The sequence below is a fragment of the Aliidiomarina halalkaliphila genome (assembly GCF_007096385.1).
GTDB lineage: Bacteria > Pseudomonadota > Gammaproteobacteria > Enterobacterales > Alteromonadaceae > Aliidiomarina > Aliidiomarina halalkaliphila.
The window spans coordinates 83,773-99,286 of the sequence record NZ_VJWL01000002.1; the positions used below are offsets into that span (position 1 = coordinate 83,773).

Sequence of the window (15,514 nt, forward strand, 5' to 3'; positions counted from 1 at the left end):
TACAAAGAGAGCACAAACAATCCGGAATGACTAAGACTTGTTTGCGGGATTATGTGTAATATCGCACAATCTAAGAAAGGCCCGCAAAGGTGATAAAGGGAACTTCATAATTGGGTATTTATTGCGCTCGACAACTTCTGATCCATGACAAAACATCAGATGAATCACATTCTGAAAGCGAGATCTTTAACCAGCAATGGGACTGCTTGGTAGTTCTTGGAGAGCCTGGTGCCGGCAAAAGCTCGTTGTTGAAGAACATAGCTAATCTGCATGATGGTAAAATGTTTGAGGCTGCTGGCGTTGAGTACTCTGTTGTACAGGACTATTGCCCCCTTTTACTTATAGATGGCTTCGATGAATTACCTTCAAGTCATCCAAATGAGCTTCGAAAAATAATTCATTTCGCTATGAAATCAAAACCAAATCGACTAGTTATTTCAAGTCGGGCGAGTGAATGGGGCATGGCACATACTCACGTAATGAAGGCCCAATACGCCAAACTTATAACAGTGACGCTCAAACCTCTATCCGAAGAGGACAAGCGCGCCATATTTAATGCGGTCGAAAGCGTTTCAGGTTATCTAACCTTTAAAGATGAACTCTTAACTGCTGGCGTTTGGGAGCTCACTGATAACCCGCAATTACTCTTGATTTTGGCGGCAGCTTGGGCTCAAGGAGAAACGTATACGACAAAAACAGATGCATTCAAAAAAGCCACTGAACAGATGGCTAAAGAATTACGTGAAGACTACACAAATACTCTAAAGTCATCTCTTTTTGCACGAATTCAGAATGCTCATGAGATTTTCGCTAAACTTTTACTTGCTGCAAAAACAGGTGTCGTTGTAACCAGCTCATCGCAGCTTTCAGGTTTCACACCCGTTGAATCAGTTTCGACTACTGAACTGTTACAAAGCGAAGTTCTGAAAACTGCTCTATTTAGCCCAGGCCCGCAGCCGGGTTCATTCCGCCCAGCTCACCGAACCATAGCTGAGTACGGAGCAGCGTCTTACCTTGTTAGCGTTATCACTAGTTCTCCAAACCCCCACCTCAAAATCCGTGAACTCCTGACCGTAATTGCGCCTAATCAAGTAGTACGTCCTGATCTTCGAGGCTTAGTAGCTTGGCTTGCTAGCTTAGGAGACTCTGACATTCGCACACAACTTGTAGAGCTATTACCATATTCAATCCTAACGGATGGCGATATTAGTTTGTTTTCAACGTGCGAGCGCATCACATTACTTAATCGTATTGAGCAGTTATCAAAAGAGGATCCCTATTTTCGAGCTTCTGATGGATGGAAACAGCTACAAAGCTTTGATTTCATAAATGTTGGGCTAGTAGATTCTGTACGAAAAATATTACTTGATCCAGAGTCTCGAAAAACTCATTTGCTTGATGTAGTTCTGGAGTTACTTGTTGGCACAGAGGCTAGCTCTGAGTTGATATGTGAGTTGCAAAGTATTGCTTTATCTAATGCTTACTCAGATCATTTCCGTACTCTCGCATATAGAGCACTCTCGACTTCCGCAGCATCCAATCTAGCAAACTTTACAATTGAATTGATGCAGCAAGGGTCCCACATCGCTTTACGATTATCAGCAAAGTGCATTATTGAGCACCCTCAATTAAGCACATTTGAGATACTTTGCATCTTTTTTCATCAATCAGCGCGATCATATGGCTCAAATGCCAAATGGACGTGGCAACCGTCCACCTCACATTATTATGTTAAAGAAATAGCTAATGTTATAGAACGTTCGCAGGCAGAGTTCTTAATAGAATATTTTCTACTTGAGTTATCAACCCGTGATTTCAAAGACGAGGCCCAAAAAGCGGACTATTATGGTCTCAGTAAAGTCATTGCTATTCTTGTCGATCGTTGTATCGACGATGATCCCAGCACCACATTTCCGCTTGAAACTCTGTTTCGTTGGATTTCTCCATTACGGTTTAATAATACTTTCAAAAGCTCGATTGTTAATTCGAGTTCAGTCAATTTACTCAATAGTAATGATGATTATCGGCGCCGATTTATTCTTTACGCAAGTTCTCAGTGCTCTTCGGTCGATGAAATAAGTGATATTTGGTCATTTTCAATCCACCATCGCCATAGCGGCATCTGCCTGATAGTGGGCGACAAAAAATTCCTAGTTCAGGCCGCGTTTGAGACCCGTAATTTTTTGCTTTGGGAAGCGTTGTATCAGAAAGTCTATCGCCATTTTAACCGGCCGAACCCAGAGTACAGTCAAGTTCGGAGCCTGATGAGGGAACACGCAAAAGAGGATCCTGCGTTTGCCAGAGTTTGGTATCGGCTGGAGCGGAGCTCCAGAAATATTTCTAAATATTCATATTACTATCGCAAGGGATACCTTAAGGATGAGAACTGCGTTAAACAAGAACGCAAACCCCTTCCGCTTAACACTCTCGCATCGGGCAAAAACCGCGATGCTTTGCTACTAGTCGCTGGAAAAATATTGAATTTGCCTTTCGGTGACCATGGTTATGACTTTAGTTTGCTCACGCACCAGGCCAGCTTTCTAAGTGGCGCGTTACGCAGAGCTGCTTCATTTCCAGAGCTTGATCGGACGGATAGGCGAGCGCTTGTAGCCCTAAATGACACCTCGGAACTTTTAATTCTTAGAGCCTTGGTCATCTTAGCTCATAAGGGAGCAGTATCGTTTGATAACATTCCTCTGGAAGCGCTCAAATACGCACGCCTTTCGTTTTCAGCGAACGAAACGTATGATGATGATCAGCTTACACTGGACGCTATCCACGCAATCGAAAGTTTTCTATTTATTGATATCAAAGATAGAACCCGTTTTGCTCGCCAAGTCATTGAACCGCAACTTTCCAAGCTTTCTTATCAGTTGCAGTATGTCGACGTAATACGAGACATCATAAGTGATGCGAAAGTGTTTGGTGCATTAGCCATTGAATGGATGACCCAGGTTGAGCTCCCTGCCGATTGGCCTGAGCAGCAATTATTTACAGCAGCTCTTGATGTATCCGTGTATCCCCAGCTCATAACTTTGATTAAAAAACGGGCCGACCATTATGTAATCCTGTCTTCCGGTCAGGATTTTGAACCAAGCAAAGAGAGTCGGCTTTGGCTAACAAGAGGTTTGCAACACCTTCAAGAGCCAGAGAAATACTGGAGTGCATTAGTAAAAGACGAAACTGCTATTTTTCATCTTTCTGAACTTGATGACTTTGGTTCGAACGATACTGGAGATGTTTCCAGACCTCTTCCAGCTGATCTTCGGATTAAAATGCTTTGTGATTTGATTGATATCTGGCCGTATTGCAAGCTTCCTCTTTCCTACGGAACCGGAAGCCCTAAAAATGAACAAGGCTACCGGCGCGTTCGCAAACTACTGCACTCTCTGAGCGATGCTTCAGAAAGTACGACCCTGATCGAGCTACAAAGATTATTGAAAGACTCTCGATTTGAAGAGGAAAAAGAAACCATACAATCAATTATTGCTAGAGTAAGATTAAATGTTGCTCATGCTTCATATACTCCCCCGAGTATAGCGAGGCTTAATGACTTTCTTAGCTCAAAATCCATCATCTCCGTGGAGCAATTAAAGGAGATTGTTATTGATGAACTACAGGCTTTACAAAAGAGGCTTAATGGATCGGAGCTTCATAGCAAGAAATCTTTTTATGATAAAGAAATAAACTCTGACGACGGAAAAAAAACCGCGCATCTACGCCACTGTGACGAGGAAGATTGCTCACGTGAAGTAGCTAACAAGATGCAAGTTTCATTACAGCCGCGCCGTATTAAGATTGATCTAGAGTCTCGGATGAGTGACGAGAAGCGCTGTGATATTACAGTAACGTATATCGATGGTAATTGTAATTTAATGGTTCCTATTGAAGCTAAGGGGCAGTGGCATAGGGAACTTTACACGGCCAGCTCAGAACAGCTAGAACGTTTGTATACTAAACATCCCGATGCGGGCGGATATGGTATCTATTTAGTATATTGGTTCGGACGCAATGAGAAAATTGCGGGTAAGGTTGCTAGCGAAATTTCCACAGCCGATGAACTACGCTCCTCCATCGAGGAAAAACTCACTGATGAGCAGCGAGAGAGGATTACGGTATTTGTTCTTGATTTAGACATGCATCAATAGCTACCCGCCTGGACACCGATATCGCTCAAAAAGAAAAACTACCGCCAACCAGCAAACCCCATCCCAAACAAAGTTCGTAATGGGGTTTCAGTATGATACTTTATTACTTAGTATGACACTTTATTACTTAGTATGAAACTTTATTACTACACCACACCCTTTTAATGTTCACAACCGGCAATCACTCCACCGTCACACTCTTCGCCAGGTTCCGTGGCTGGTCTACGTCGGTGCCTTTAATGATGGCGACGTAGTAGCTCAGAAGCTGAAGCGGGATGGTGTACACGATAGGGGCGACAATTTCGTCGACGTGATCGAGGTTAATCACGCGCATACTTTCGTCGCTGGCGAATTCCGCGTCGCGGTCGGCAAATACATACATAATGCCGCCCCGGGCGCGTACTTCTTCTACGTTTGATTTCAGCTTTTCCAGCAACTCATTGTTTGGTGCCACCACGATTACCGGCATTTCTGCGTCGATCAACGCCAGCGGACCATGCTTTAATTCACCGGCGGCATAGGCCTCCGCGTGAATATAGCTGATTTCTTTGAGTTTAAGCGCACCTTCCATAGCAATCGGGTATTGCTCACCGCGGCCCAAGAACAAGCTGTGTTCTTTATCCGCGAATTCTTCTGCGAGGGCTTCGATTTCTTTGGTGATCTTCAGCGCGTGCTCTAAATGATTTGGAAGAACCGATAACGCATGGGCAATACGGGCCTCTACACCTTCCGCCATGCTGTTGTAACGGCCAAGGGCCGCCACGAGCATGAGCAAGCCCGCCAATTGCGTGGTGAAGGCTTTAGTCGACGCCACGCCTATTTCAGCACCCGCTCGCGTTAAGAATGCGAGATCGGACTCACGCACCATGGAGGACGTCGCCACGTTACAGATCGTCAGGGTAGAGCGATAGCCCAGCGTTTTCGCTAAGCGCAGTGCCGCTAAGGTATCGGCCGTTTCTCCCGATTGCGAAATAGTAACCAGCAAGCTTCCGGGGAACACATGGGATTTGCGATAGCGGAACTCCGAGGCGATTTCCACGTTACACGACACGCCTGCGTATTGCTCGAGCCAATACCGTGCCACCATGCCAGCGTGATAGCTGGTGCCGCAGGCGACAATTTGCACATGACGGATATCTTTGAAAATGGCTTGGGCATCTTCACCAAAGGCGTTTACGTGAATCGACTCGCCATCCACGCGTCCTTCTAAAGTGTTGCGCACAGCAAACGGCTGCTCATGGATTTCTTTGAGCATGTAGTGGCGGTATTCGCCTTTACCGCCAGCATCGTATTGCAAATCGGAAGTCACGATGTCGCGCTCCACTTGCTCACCGTTAGCGGCGAAAATAGTCACGCTCTCACGGGTCACCGAAGCTACGTCGCCTTCTTCTAAATAGATAAAATCACGCGTGACCGGCAACAAGGCGAGCTGATCGGAAGCGATAAAATTCTCGCCAATACCTAAGCCAATCACCAGCGGACTACCTGACCGGGCAACAACCAGTTCGCCTGGGAAGCGCTTATCCATAATCACGGTGCCGTAAGCGCCTTCAAGCTGCTTTACGGTCGTCTTTAAGGCATCCAGTAAGCTCACGCCTTTTTCCAGCTCGTGATGCATCAGATGTGAAATCACTTCGGTATCCGTTTGTGACTGAAAGGCATAGCCTAAGCCGCGCAATTTTTTACGCAGGCTTTCGTGATTTTCAATAATCCCGTTATGCACCACCGCAAGAGTGCCATTGGAGAAGTGTGGGTGCGCGTTTGCTTCGGTTACACCGCCATGGGTCGCCCAACGGGTGTGGGCAATACCGCTCATACCGTTCACGCCGGTTTCTTGCAGCGCTTCGCTCAAGGCTTGTACTTTCCCCACGCGGCGCACTTGTTGCAAGCCATCGTCGTTGAGTAACGCCATCCCCGCTGAATCGTATCCACGGTACTCTAAGCGGCGTAAGCCCTCGAGTAAAATTCCGGCTACCCGCCGTTCAGCTGTGGCTCCAACGATACCGCACATAATTACTTCTCTCCCTTTTTGGAGGGGCGTTTATAGCCCTCAATATTCCGTTGTTTTGCGCGACCTACCGCTAAAGCATGGTCGGGCACTTCCGTGGTAATTACTGAACCGGCACCGGTAATGGCGCCTGCACCGATGTTCACCGGTGCAACCAGCGAGCTGTTGGAACCGATAAAGGCACCTGCCCCTATCTGGGTTTTATGTTTGTTTACGCCATCGTAATTACAGGTAATGGTGCCTGCACCGATGTTTGCGCCGGCGCCGATCGTGGCGTCACCTAAATAGGTAAGGTGTCCCGCTTTTGCGCCTTCACCTAAGTATGATTTCTTCATTTCCACAAAGTTGCCTACGGCGGCATCTTTTGCTAATTCCGCGCCTGGACGTAATCGCGCGAACGGACCCACTTGGGCCTGTTCACCGATTTTTGCGCCTTCCACAACCGAGTTCGCTTTAATGCGCGCACCATTGGCAATATGACTATCTCGGATTACGCAGTTTGGTTCGATAACCACACCATCGCCGATAAATACATTGCCTTCCAGCACGACGTTTACGTCGATCACTACGTCTTCACCTACTCGAACCATACCGCGAACATCGATGCGCGCTGGGTCGAGTAGGGTGGCGCCAGCAATCATCAAGGCTTCCGCTTGCCGAAGTTGATAGGCTCGCTCTAAGCCTGCCAATTGTAGGCGATTGTTCGCCCCTTCCACTTCGGGAATATCTTTTGGTTGGGCACTGGCAATTTGTACACCTTCAGCGGCAGCCATAGCCACGACATCCGTGAGATAAAACTCACCTTGGGCATTATTGTTATCAAGGTTTTTTAACCAACGTTTAAGATCGGCACCATTGGCCGCCATCATGCCGGTGTTTACTTCTTGAATACGGTGTTGCGCTGGCGATGCATCTTTGTGCTCAACAATACCCGAAATCTCACCATTCTCGGTGCGCACAATGCGACCGTAACCGGTGGGATCAGGCAAGGTGACCGTGAGTAGTGCCAACGCATTATTACCCTTGGCTGCAAGTAAGCCTTGTAGGGTTTCTGGGCGCGTCAGAGGCACGTCGCCATATAAAATCAACACTGTTTCATTATCTTGGATATGGGGAATCACTTGTTGAACCGCGTGTCCGGTTCCTAGTTGTTTGGCTTGTTCCACCCAGTTAACATCGTACTCGTTCAGGGCCGCTTTGAGTTGTTCGGCGCCATGGCCATACACTAACTGCAGGTGATCAGCGCCAAGGGCCAACGCGGTATCAAGCACATGGGCCACCATCGGTTTTTGCGCCACTGGGTGCAGCACTTTCGGTAGGCTCGAGCGCATCCGAGTGCCTTTGCCTGCCGCTAGAATCACAACATTAAGAGAAGGCTGGGTCATAAAAGCCTGATTCCTTGTATTCACTAATCTTCACTAAATTGGCGTCTATTCTAGCAGGCTTCGAAAGCCTAAGAAATGACAACAAAACGCAAAGAGACTTTACTTCATGTCATGCCCGCATAGTATCAATACTGAACCATCAATAGTGGCTATTAACACTGAACTTGCAATACACGCCCACTCAACATCAACCCTTTGAGTAAGGCGGTCTAAGTTCAGCCACATAAGGAGTAGTTATGAAGACACGTAAATTGATGATATTCAGTACAGCGTTTGCAACGGCCATGTTTGCCATGCCCGCACTCCCAGACACGGTAAAGCCTTTTCAAGTTGGATTCGGTGGTTTTGGTGTAAATGTTGAAAATGGCGACAGCGACAATAAATTTCGCGGCCCAGGTGTCAATTTTCAGGCCGCACTGGCAGACTCCGGCCGATCCCAGCTTGCCTTGCGCGTTAACTATGCGCAGCTCGAGCACGAGGATTTCAGCTCGTTAAGCAACGATACCGGAGAAGCTTTATTGCTCTGGGGAAGCAACCTAAACCGTACCGGGTTTAAATGGTATGTCGGCGGTGGTGTGTTTCAAGATCGGGTGCAGTTAGAGGGCTTTGAGCGCTCCCGCAACGTGAGCGGTGGTCAACTTACCGGTGGCCTCGGATATAACTGGTCGAATGTAGGCTTAGATGTATGGGTGAGCGGCCGTGAACGCTCCGCATACGATACCGGCGCATTTCGTCCTGACTCTGTTACCGCAGGGGGCGTCACTCTCGGATTTCGTTTCTAGTGAATGCTGCTCTTCAGCAAAAAAGAAAAACCCGGCGCTAACTGCAGCCGGGTTTTTTTATGATCGGTTGATCGCCTTTGCGAACCTGTTATTTGCCTTTGCGCTTTTTCAGTTGCTGCAATACACGCAACTGGGCAACTGCTCGGGCAAGCTCTGCTGCAGCTTCGGCGTAGGACATATCAGGCGATGAGTGGGCCAGCGCTTCGCGCGCTTCTTTAATGGCTTTCTCAGTTGCCTGCTCATCCAGCTCACCACCGCGTACTGCCGTATCCGACAACACGGTAACTGATTCTGGTTGAACTTCCATAACGCCACCGGCGATGTAGAAAAACTCTTCTTCACCGTCTGCGGTTACTACGCGAACCATGCCAGGTTGCAGGGCGGTCAGCAATGGAGTGTGACCCGGTAAAATACCAAGCTCACCCTCACTACCCGTCACCTGGATCGAGCGAACGTCGCCGGAGAACAAACGATCTTCAGCGCTTACTACGTCCAGATGTACTGTGGATACCGCCATTACAAACCTCCCGTTCGATTACATTTTGTTGGCTTTTTCGACTGCTTCGTCGATGGTACCAACCATGTAGAACGCCTGTTCTGGTAAGCTATCGTAGTCACCGTCAAGAATGCCTTTAAAGCCGGCAATGGTATCTTTCAGGGATACGTACTTTCCTGGCGAGCCCGTAAATACTTCGGCTACGAAGAACGGCTGAGACAAGAAGCGCTGAATCTTACGAGCGCGCGCTACCGTGCGCTTATCTTCTTCAGACAATTCGTCCATACCCAAGATAGCAATGATGTCTTTCAGCTCTTTATAACGCTGAAGAACCGTTTGCACACCACGGGCCGTCTCATAGTGCTCAGAACCGATAACCTGTGGATCCAGCTGACGTGACGTTGAGTCCAACGGGTCAACCGCTGGGTAGATACCCAAAGACGCGATGTCCCGCGACAATACAACGGTTGCATCCAAGTGAGCAAACGTGGTCGCTGGCGATGGATCAGTCAAGTCATCCGCAGGTACGTATACCGCCTGGATTGATGTGATTGAACCCGTCTTGGTTGACGTAATACGCTCCTGCAGTACACCCATCTCTTCTGCCAACGTAGGCTGATAACCTACCGCAGATGGCATACGGCCCAGAAGTGCTGATACTTCGGTACCGGCTAGGGTATAACGATAGATGTTATCAACGAAGAACAGTACGTCGCGGCCTTCATCACGGAATTTCTCAGCGATGGTCAAACCGGTCAGTGCTACACGCAAACGGTTTCCAGGAGGCTCATTCATCTGACCGTACACGAGCGCTACTTTATCGAGTACGTTAGAGTCTTTCATCTCGTGATAGAAGTCGTTACCTTCACGAGTACGCTCACCAACACCGGCGAATACTGAGTAACCGCTGTGCTCGATCGCGATGTTCCGGATCAACTCCATCATGTTTACGGTTTTACCTACACCGGCACCACCGAAGAGACCCACTTTACCACCTTTGGCGAACGGACAAATCAAGTCGATAACCTTGATGCCTGTTTCCAGTAGTTCAATTGAGCTTGACTGTTCTTCATAAGAAGGCGCTTCACGGTGAATAGACATACGCTCTTCTTCACCGATATCACCTGCTTCGTCGATAGGGTCACCGAGAACGTTCATAATACGTCCTAGCGTGGCTTTACCGACTGGAACCAAAATTGATTCACCTGTATTTTCTACACTCAGACCACGACGCAGACCGTCGGTAGTACCTAGTGCAATCGAACGCACAACACCGCCACCAAGCTGTTGTTGAACTTCCAGGGTTAACCCTTTCAGATCGCCTTCAGCGATGCGGAGTGCGTCGTAGATCTTTGGAACGTCAGTTTGTGGAAATTCGATATCCACAACTGCGCCAATGATTTGGACGACCTTACCTTGACTCATGACTTATCCTCTAACTCTGCAAATCTTTCTGACTGTTGCCTTAAACTGCACCGGCACCCGAAACAATCTCTGAAATTTCCTGGGTAATCGCAGCCTGACGGGCCTTGTTGTAAACCAACTGAAGGTCGTCAATAAGCTGGCCAGCGTTATCAGTAGCGGATTTCATTGCCACCATTCGAGCGGCCTGCTCGCTAGCGAGGTTTTCTACCACGCCTTGATATACCTGGCTTTCAATAAACCGACGCAACAGCGTGTCCAGAATAGACTTAGCATCCGGTTCATACAGATAATCCCAGGCGTGTTCACGCTTGGCAGTCTCTGATTTTGGCAACGGCAACAGCTGGTTGATCACCGGCTCCTGAGTCATGGTGTTTACAAACTTGTTGTACACCAAGTAGATCTTGTCGAGCTCACCTTCTTCGAAGGCCTTGAGCATAACAGTGACCGTACCAATCACGTCTTCTACTTTCGGACGATCACCGAAAGCTGACGCTTGTGACAGGATGCTGCCAGATAACCGTTTAAAAAAGCCTGACGCTTTACTACCCAAAGCAGCGAAGCTGACATCAACGCCTTTCTCTTGCCAAACTTGCACATCACGAATTACTTTACGGAACTCGTTACTGTTCAAGCCGCCACACAAACCGCGGTCTGTGGAAACGATGATGTAACCAACGCGTTTTACCTCGCGATCTTCCAGCCACGAATGGCGGTACTCGAGGTTACCTTGAGCAATATGGCCGATCACTTTGCGAATGGACTCAGCGTACGGACGGCTTAACGCCATCTGTTCCTGCGCCTTCTTCATTTTGGACGCAGCGACCATTTCCATCGCGCTGGTGATCTTCTGAGTATTATTAATACTCGCGATCTGAGTTTTAATCTCTTTACCAACGGCCATGATTAATCTCCTGCGTTACAACGACTGAAGGCCGCAGTTTCCTGCGGCCCGCTTCTTACCAACTCTGAGTTGATTTGAACTTCTCGATTCCGGCTTTGATTTCCGCATCGATAGTGTCGTTGTAATCGCCTGTTTCGTTGATTTTCGCCATAAGCTCCGCATGCTCGCTCTTAAAGTAAGAGAGCAGGGCGGCTTCGAAATCCTGAATCTTGTTAATGGCAATGCCTTTCAGGAAACCTTTTTCAGCTGCATAGATAGAGATACCCATCTCTGCAACGCTCATTGGCGCATACTGGTTCTGCTTCATCAGCTCGGTAACGCGCTGACCATGCTCAAGCTGTGAACGTGTTGCTTCGTCGAGGTCAGAAGCGAACTGCGCGAACGCGGCCAATTCACGATACTGAGCCAACGCAAGACGAATACCACCGCCCAGCTTTTTGATGATCTTAGTTTGCGCAGCACCACCTACCCGTGAAACCGAGATACCCGCGTTTACCGCTGGGCGAATCCCTGCGTTGAACAGGTCAGTTTCCAGGAAGATCTGACCATCGGTAATCGAGATTACGTTGGTCGGTACGAACGCAGATACGTCACCTGCTTGTGTTTCGATGATTGGCAATGCCGTTAATGAACCGGTTTTGCCTTTCACTTCGCCATTGGTGAACTTCTCAACGTAATCAGCATTAACGCGAGCAGCACGCTCCAACAAACGCGAGTGTAGATAGAATACGTCACCAGGGAATGCTTCACGGCCTGGCGGACGGCGCAGCAACAATGAAATTTGACGGTAAGCAACGGCTTGCTTCGACAAATCATCATATACGATTAGCGCGTCTTCACCGCGGTCGCGGAAGTATTCACCCATAGTACAACCAGAGTACGCAGCCAAGTATTGCAGCGCGGCTGATTCAGACGCAGATGCCGCAACAATGATGGTATGCTCAAGGGCGCCGTGCTCTTCAAGCTTGCGTACCACGTTAGCGATGGTCGATGCTTTCTGACCAATTGCAACGTACACACACTTAATGCCAGTGCCTTTCTGGTTGATGATGGCGTCAACAGCCATCGCTGTTTTACCGGTCTGACGGTCACCGATGATCAGCTCACGCTGGCCACGGCCGATTGGAATCATCGAGTCGATTGATTTGTAGCCTGTTTGTACTGGCTGATCTACCGATTTACGCTCGATTACACCCGGTGCAATTTTCTCAACTGGCTCAAAGCCTTCTGCGTCGATTGCGCCTTTACCATCAATTGGCATACCTAGTGTGTTCACAACGCGGCCTAACAGCGCACGTCCTACTGGAACTTCTAAGATACGACCGGTTGATTTAACTTTAGTGCCTTCTTGTAGGTCGCCATATGGACCCATTACTACCGCACCTACTGAGTCGCGCTCAAGGTTTAGTGCGATGGCATAACGATTCCCAGGAAGCTCGACCATCTCCCCCTGCATACAATCGGCCAATCCGGTAATCCGGATGATACCGTCTGTTACAGCGGTGATAGTACCTTCATTGCGAGCTTCACTGACAACTTCGAACTTCTCAATTCGTTTTTTGATCAGTTCTGCAATTTCATTTGAATTCAGTTGCATGCTCTCGTCCCCGATTATGATTGCAGTGTGTTGGCAAGCCGTGTCAGCTTACTCTTCAGTGTGCCGTCGATGACCAGATCACCGGCCTCGATCAACAATCCGCCCATAACAGACGGGTCTACACTGCAATTGAGCTTAACTTTGCGTGCGAGACGTTTTTCTAACGCTGCGCTTAACTTCGCCGCAAGGGCGTCGTTGAGTTCAACTGCAGACACAACATCCACAGTGACCTCTTTTTCGTAGTCTGCCCGCAGCAGGGCGAATAAACGCGCTACTTCAGGTAAGGCTACCAAGCGTTCGTTGTCTGCCATTACTTTAATTAAGTTCTGGCCGTTCGCGTTGAGCTGTTCACCGCAGACACCAACAAATACGTTGGTGACTTGGTCACGGCTAGTGGCGCTTTTTAGGAAGTGGTGCATGTCTTCTTGAACTGCAACTGCTGCCGCAAATTCCAACATGTCGTGCCACTCGGTGATCGCACCCTGCTCAACAGCAAAATCAAAAGCTGCTTTGGCATAGGGGCGAGCGATCGTAGTTTGTTCCGACATCTGCTCTACCCCCGTGATTACAATTCAGCGACAAGTTTTTCAACAATGTCGCTTTGCTTCTGCGCGTCAACTTCCCGCTCGATGATTTTCGACGCACCAGCGATGGCTAAAACGCCCAGCTGCTTGCGCAGTTCTTCACGAACGCGGTTACGCTCAGCTTCCACTTCTGCATAACCGGAAGCGATAATCTTTTCGCGCTCTGCATGGCCACGCTGAGTTTCTTCTTCAACCAATTTAGCGGCCCGTTTCTTGGCCTGGTCGATTAAGGTGGCAGCTTCTAGCTTTGCTGCTTTTAACTCGTCGTCTGCTTGCTTGCGCGCTTGCTCTAGATCTTTCTCTGCGAGCTCTGATGCTGCCAGACCGTCAGCAATTTTCTTCTGACGTTCTTCGATAGCGTTGTTCAGAGGTGGCCATACGAACTTCATACAAAACAGTACGAAGACCACAAACGCGATCATAAGACCTAGTAGAGTTGCGTTGATATCCACAACGGATCTCCTCTAAGTTGGTGACCGTCGAGTTTCAATTAGCCTAATAAGCCAACAAAAGGATTCGCAAATACGAAGAACAGAGACACACCAACACCGATCATTGAGATCGCGTCGATAAGACCTGCCAAGATAAACATCTTAGTTTGCAGTTGCGCAGCCATTTCTGGTTGACGAGCAGTTGCTTCTAAGAACTTACCACCCATGATGGCGAAGCCAATTGCTGTACCCAGAGCAGCTAAACCGATGATGATTGCTACAGCTAAGATTGTAAACGAAACTACAGTTTCCATTGATATCTCCAGTTTTTCAGATAGTTAAAGTTAAAAGTACAAATAAACCTTTGGATTCACTGGGCGTGATACCACGCCCAAATTCGTCACTAATGTTTCTCACTCGCCATACTCAGGTACACAATCGTGAGCATCATAAAGATGAACGCCTGCAAGATAATAACCAGAATATGGAATACCGCCCATGCGAAGTGAAGTGGCAGCTGGAACAGACCAATCATCGCGATCAGAATGAAGATCAGCTCACCGGCATACAAGTTTCCGAACAAACGCAATGACAACGAGATTGGTTTTGCAATCAAGGTCACGAGCTCGAGAACCAAGTTAAACGGAATCAATGCCCAGTGATTAAATGGCGTAAAGGTGAGCTCTTTTACAAACCCGCCTAAGCCTTTGTGCTTCACTGAGTAGAAGATAATAAGAACAAACACACCGAGGGCGAGGCCCAAGGTGACGTTCAAATCGGTGGTCGGGGCCGCTTTCATGTAGCTCCATGGGTGATCCATGGCCCGTGCGATGACGCCAGCACCTTCGGATACTTCGCCTTTGCCCAAACCGCTAGCTACGGTGATACCAAGCAAGCCCCAGAACAATGGGAAGAAGTCGATAGGAATCAGCTTCATCAAGTTCATCAAGAAGATCCAGACGAAAATGGTGAGGGCTAATGGCGCAATCAACTTACTCTTGGCATGGAAAGTTTCTTTCACCGAGGTATCGACGAATTCCACGACCATTTCAATAAAACATTGCAGTTTTCCCGGAACGCCTGTTGTTGCCTTGCGCCCAACGTAAGCAAAAAGCCATACGAAGAAGGTCCCAAGTACAATCGCCATCCCGAGAGAATCCACATTCACGGTCCAGAAACCTTCACCGATCTGCGCATTCTGCAAGTGGTGCGAAATGTACTCCGTTGGAGTCATTTTTCCATCAGCAGCCATGTTAAGTAACCCAAGTTAGTTAATTTTCAAATGTAAAATTGGTGCTATCCAGTGCATGAGTGTGATTACGGCAAATACGACAAAGAGCGGTAACCAAGGGCCTTCGAGCGTAACGAAAGCCAATACAAACAAGCACATGGTGAGTGCAATCTTTAAACCTTCGCCCACGTAGAAACTGTTCACCACTGCGGGTGCGGCGCGGGCGCCTCCGGTTCGAAACGCGAACGCGGCAAATACGATATTGGGAAGTAAGCCAATAATTGCACCGGCTGTGGCGGTAATTCCCGCGGACATTCCCATGGTCAGGCCAAAAATGAAAATTAATAGGGCAGCGCTAATGGCTTGCAGCCGTAGTAGGCGCTTAGCAAGGATCCGGCCTTTATGCGTCATCTCATGGTGATGTTGGGCCGCCATATCCGAAACCTTTCATTTTCCTGACAAAAAACACCGCTTTCGAACGGTCGAGTAGCGATGTTTTAAAAATTCTGATGGGCGAGGCTCACAA

Annotated in this window: 13 protein-coding genes; 2 read left to right on the forward strand and 11 right to left on the reverse strand. The window is 48.3% G+C overall.

Annotated features, from left to right (window positions below):
• Positions 1-110 precede the first annotated feature (110 nt).
• The gene (locus tag FM042_RS06970) at positions 111-4,148 is read left to right on the forward strand and encodes an NACHT domain-containing protein (protein ID WP_143235704.1); all 4,038 of its coding nucleotides are present in this window, start codon (positions 111-113) and stop codon (positions 4,146-4,148) included.
• Between the two features lie 181 nt (positions 4,149-4,329).
• On the opposite strand, the gene glmS is transcribed toward FM042_RS06970, so the two are convergent.
• Entirely contained in the window at positions 4,330-6,159 is a 1,830-nt protein-coding gene (gene glmS / locus FM042_RS06975) for a glutamine--fructose-6-phosphate transaminase (isomerizing) (protein WP_143235705.1), read from the reverse strand.
• 2 nt (positions 6,160-6,161) lie between these two features.
• Entirely contained in the window at positions 6,162-7,541 is a 1,380-nt protein-coding gene (gene glmU / locus FM042_RS06980) for a bifunctional UDP-N-acetylglucosamine diphosphorylase/glucosamine-1-phosphate N-acetyltransferase GlmU (RefSeq protein WP_143235706.1), read from the reverse strand.
• Positions 7,542-7,777: 236 nt separating this feature from the next.
• Between glmU and FM042_RS06985 the strand changes: the two genes are divergently transcribed.
• Complete coding sequence (locus tag FM042_RS06985; protein WP_143235707.1) at positions 7,778-8,323, forward strand: hypothetical protein; 546 nt, start codon at positions 7,778-7,780, stop codon at positions 8,321-8,323.
• 88 nt (positions 8,324-8,411) lie between these two features.
• Here the strand turns inward: FM042_RS06985 and FM042_RS06990 are convergent, their stop codons facing one another.
• The 9 genes from FM042_RS06990 to FM042_RS07030 all read right to left on the reverse strand — a co-directional run bounded on the left by FM042_RS06990 (position 8,412) and on the right by FM042_RS07030 (position 15,423).
• Positions 8,412-8,840, reverse strand: a complete 429-nt coding sequence (locus FM042_RS06990) for a F0F1 ATP synthase subunit epsilon (RefSeq protein WP_143235708.1) — start codon at positions 8,838-8,840, stop codon at positions 8,412-8,414.
• A gap of 18 nt (positions 8,841-8,858) precedes the next feature.
• Positions 8,859-10,244, reverse strand: coding sequence for a F0F1 ATP synthase subunit beta (gene atpD, locus FM042_RS06995; RefSeq protein ID WP_143235709.1), 1,386 nt, complete (start codon positions 10,242-10,244; stop codon positions 8,859-8,861).
• Positions 10,245-10,284: 40 nt separating this feature from the next.
• Positions 10,285-11,145: a F0F1 ATP synthase subunit gamma gene (atpG, locus tag FM042_RS07000; RefSeq protein ID WP_143235710.1), complete on the reverse strand. Its 861-nt coding sequence runs from the start codon at positions 11,143-11,145 to the stop codon at positions 10,285-10,287.
• A gap of 55 nt (positions 11,146-11,200) precedes the next feature.
• On the reverse strand, positions 11,201-12,742 hold the full coding sequence (atpA, locus tag FM042_RS07005; RefSeq protein WP_143235711.1) for a F0F1 ATP synthase subunit alpha: 1,542 nt from the start codon (positions 12,740-12,742) through the stop codon (positions 11,201-11,203).
• A 14-nt stretch (positions 12,743-12,756) separates the two neighbouring features.
• Positions 12,757-13,290, reverse strand: coding sequence for a F0F1 ATP synthase subunit delta (gene atpH, locus FM042_RS07010; RefSeq protein ID WP_143235712.1), 534 nt, complete (start codon positions 13,288-13,290; stop codon positions 12,757-12,759).
• A gap of 17 nt (positions 13,291-13,307) precedes the next feature.
• Positions 13,308-13,778: a F0F1 ATP synthase subunit B gene (gene atpF / locus FM042_RS07015; RefSeq protein ID WP_143235713.1), complete on the reverse strand. Its 471-nt coding sequence runs from the start codon at positions 13,776-13,778 to the stop codon at positions 13,308-13,310.
• A 38-nt stretch (positions 13,779-13,816) separates the two neighbouring features.
• Positions 13,817-14,071, reverse strand: coding sequence for a F0F1 ATP synthase subunit C (gene atpE / locus FM042_RS07020; RefSeq protein ID WP_143235714.1), 255 nt, complete (start codon positions 14,069-14,071; stop codon positions 13,817-13,819).
• An 89-nt stretch (positions 14,072-14,160) separates the two neighbouring features.
• Positions 14,161-15,009 carry a F0F1 ATP synthase subunit A gene (atpB, locus tag FM042_RS07025; RefSeq protein ID WP_143235715.1) on the reverse strand — a complete coding sequence of 283 codons (849 nt, stop codon included), beginning with the start codon at positions 15,007-15,009 and terminating at the stop codon, positions 14,161-14,163.
• A gap of 15 nt (positions 15,010-15,024) precedes the next feature.
• Positions 15,025-15,423 (reverse strand): ATP synthase subunit I, encoded by a 399-nt coding sequence (locus FM042_RS07030; protein WP_143235716.1) that lies wholly within the window; start codon positions 15,421-15,423, stop codon positions 15,025-15,027.
• Between the last annotated feature and the right edge of the window lie 91 nt (positions 15,424-15,514).